This window comes from Propionivibrio sp. (genome assembly GCF_029255185.1).
GTDB lineage: Bacteria > Pseudomonadota > Gammaproteobacteria > Burkholderiales > Rhodocyclaceae > Propionivibrio.
In genome coordinates, this window is record NZ_JAPUVO010000015.1 from 1 (window position 1) to 3,947 (window position 3,947).

A 3,947-nucleotide genomic window follows, 5' to 3' on the forward strand; every position below is an offset into this window, starting at 1 on the left:
GCAGCGGACGACTCTACCTGGCCCCGACTATCGACGAGGCCGACGAGAAGAAGCTGCGTAATGGCGAGCGCATCACCACGCCAAAAACGACCGACCTTTACTTCCGTTTCCGGTACAAGCAGGCCGACGGCCAAATGGGATGGCGTCTTGGCCTGGTCACGGTCAGCGCCAAGGACTATGACAGCGCGGGGGTCTTCTTCGGCGATCGGCCGCTGGATGATCCGGGGTATTCGGCGATCACGCTTAAGGACAGTGTCGGCGTTGGCAAAACCAACGATGTGCTTGATGTGTATCGGGTTGAGCAGCGACTGAAATATCTCGGGTTCCCGGCCTACGACCTTACCGCGCCAACGGAATTCAAGGTCGACGGCACCTTTGGTGATGCAGAGCGTCGTGCGTTACAGCTTTTCGAGAAGGTAGTTCGCTATGGCACTGGTGCCGAGGAGGGCGAAGGCAAAGGCAAGGGCAGGGGGACAAATCCATGGCTTACCGCCGAAGTTAACTACGAAATCACCTACAACGCTGTCGATGGCACTTACAGCGAAGCCACTGAGATTGGTAAACCCAAGCTCTCTTGGTCGGCAGCAGGCAAGTTACTGGAAGGTGCCGCGCGTCAAGTCACCCTCGAAACGACACTAAACGTAGCCAAGGAAGAAGCGATTGCCAAGGCCAAGAAGCAAGCCCGAGCCGACTACGATAAGAATGTAGAAGAAACGAAGAAATTCCAAGCAGCCGAGTTTGGTGCCGATGGGCTCCTCAACCCGGACGATGCCGAGGGCAAGAAGAGCACAGACTGGCTTAACGCCTACAACGCGCCGCACTGGATGACCTACACCTTTGTTGATGCGAAGGGAAAGAAAACGACGCCACTGAAGGGCTGGGACGACGCGAGCAAAGCGGGTCAAGCCATGGGAACGAGCTGGGTGTATGACTTGATGCTGGCATCGCAGAATGCCGCGCAGACGCAGAAGCTCACCTACAACCTTCAGTTCAAAGGCACCGGCCAATTGGGCAGCATGCTCAATCTTGGAATTAACACCAAATACGTCTCGCAGAAGAATCAGGACGGCATCTATGGCGATGAATTCCTGATCGGTTTGTCCGACGTCAACAGCGTCGATTTGAAGGGCGTTGAGGCCAGTGACGATGGCAGCGCGAATTCTATGCAGAAGCTGAGGTGGCTGCTGGAGAGGAAACAGGCACTGGAAAAAGAACTCGGTACAGCGCATTGGGATGCCGAGAAGGCTCAAGAGTTGGCAAGCCTGCTCAAATACGTTAACCGCGTCGATCCGGGCAACAATCGGAACGACCAGGCCGAGGCGCTCAAAGACTTCCTGGCGCTATTTACGGCGACGCAAAACGACAAAGTAGAAAACAATGGTTCGCTGGATGAACAGTTGAGCAAGATCAGCACGCAAGGGAGAACTGCGCAGCAAGCCAAGGACGTGCAGAAGATTCTGTTTGGCGATGGCACGCAGGCGGGCGGAGCGATTGACAGCAACAAGTTGTTGATTGGTGGCAAGGGAGATACTGGAGGCGGCATTGGTGCGCAACTTACCGCCGCAACTCTCGCGGCGATCATGGGGCGTGCGCCTGATGATGTGGCGGATTGGGTTGCGCCGATCAATGAAGCCATCACAAAGTTCAATCTCAATACCCCCAAACGGCTGGCGGCGTTTTTGGCGAATGTTCGCGCAGAGTCTGGCGGCTTACGTACTCTCACGGAAACCGTTGACTGGAGTGACCCCGCTCTGCACGGTGTTGGAAACTTCAGAAGCCTGAAGCTGAACATTCCTGCGCAAAGAACCACATACGATGGCTACCTGAATGGCACCCTCGGAACAGGAGCGTCAAGGGGCGAAAAACAGGCCAACTATGCCTACTCTGGGAAAGACGGTAATGGCGACGAAGCATCGGGCGATGGATATACCTACCGCGGTAGAGGGCTGTTGCAAATTACCCGCAAAGGTAAGTATGAGCGGGTGAGCAATGGTGGTTTTAGAGCCGGGAAACAGCCCATTCCCGCCAATGCCATTCCAGGGTTGAACCAGATTTATGGCACCCATGATGACTTCGTGGCGAACCCCGATCAAATTCTTACAAAGACGAATTCGGCACGTTCAAGTACTTGGTACTGGCGGTATGAGTCATCGTGGGGGGATTTGAATGAGAAGGCTGATGCTGGCAACTTTCTCGAGGTTGTTCAAGGCATTCATGGCAGCCTCGATGACTTGGCTAATCGCAGAGATAACTTGAACTTGGCAAACAGAGTTCTTGGCGATCAAAACATCTATAGCAACATCAGCCATATGCTCGGTCTGCTGGGTCTCAACGCCAGGCAAGCCGATGGTTACAACACCCGATTCGGCATTGCCCTGAAGCCCAGAAGCGCGGTGAGTATTGCTGCGCCGCATAAGCTCATGGTCGAGGACACTGATTCGGCCTCGTCTTCGATCCCAATTGAGTTGCTAGATCGAGTGATTCAAGACTTTGATGTTAACCGAGAGGAGTTGGATATGTTGTTACTCGATGTGGTGCCGCCTGACAGTGGGCAGCCGTTGGTAGTCGCTGTCAGCACCTCCGTAGCGCAGGTGGCGAACACTGGTTTGTATGGGACGGTAGGCGGGTGTACGCTTGTAGTCAAAGCGCTTTCGGCTGGTGTGGCAGGCATTTTGCCAAGTTCCAGCAATATTCTGTATCCCGGCGATTCCGCGCTGCAAATCTTTTTGCACAAGGGGGAAATTGACTTGCTGGATTCCGAAGCCGTACAAGATGAGGCTGGTCACTCGATTAAAACTACCGTGATTGAACAGCCGAAACATGGTCGACTTATTTGGCTTGGCGACAAAGGAAATGAGATCAATTATGGTGCCGAGAATAGTTACATGTATGAGCCGAACAATGGCTACCTAGGCACGGATCGCGTAACTTTTATGACGGAATTGGCAGGCCGTCGTATCAAAGTCATTCAGTACATTCGAGTGACGGGCAAGACGATTGATATTGATAGCTACACAAAACTTTACAATCAGTATTGCCCGCGCAGAACATGGTTGATTTCCGGTGAAGTGCAGGGAGCAAGCGACCTCGCAACGTGGCAACGCAATGCCGATCTGGACGCGCTACTCGCTAACGCCAGCCAATCCATCTCCTTCGCCAACCTCGCCGGCAGCGCAGTAGGCCAAACCACCGGCACCACCATCACCCTCGACACCACTGCCGCCGGCCACGGTTGGTTCATCGACCCCACCCCCACCGACAACGCCGAATTCCTCCCCACCAGCAATGCGAACGAATGGATCGCCAAACCAGGCTCTGAGGCCGAAGGCAAGATGGACCTCCTCACCGTCCTCCTGCACGAATACGGCCACGCCCTCGGCCTTGACCACAGCACAGACGCCCACGACTTCATGGCGACGACCTTGCAGCCCGGCGTCCGCCACACCCTGACCGTCGACGAACAACTCATGCTCATGCAACTCGCCGGAGTCTTCATCACCCCCGACAGCCCAAGCGAACCCTACGCCCCGACCGACCCCGGCGTGCCGCTGCCCTTCACCCGAGTCACCGGCGCCCCACGCCATTCCCGCCTGCGCCGTGTCGTCGGCTTTGCCGATACCCCGGGTGTCGACAGCGTCCCGCAATACGACAGCCTCGCCAACCCCAAACTAGAGAACCCCCAATTCACCGATGGCGCTAACTGGTCCACCACCGGCGAAGTCAGCTTCGAGAACGGCGCCGCCACCCTCGCCGAGACCGCCACCAGCCAGACCCGCGTCAACCAAGTCTTCGTCCTCGGCCAGAACGACCGTGCCCTGTCCTTCACCGTCGCCAACGCCACCCTCGGCGATCAGGCCAACGGCCCGGATGACGCCTTCGAAGTCGCCCTGATCGACGCCAGCACCGGCCATTCGCTGCTCGGCAGCACCGGCTTGACCCATAACGAC

General features: G+C 56.2%; 1 protein-coding gene. It reads left to right on the plus strand.

Annotated features, from left to right (window positions below):
* Positions 1-3,947: matrixin family metalloprotease (locus Q1J43_RS00185; RefSeq protein ID WP_301100262.1), on the plus strand; the 3,947-nt coding region annotated here is incomplete at both ends.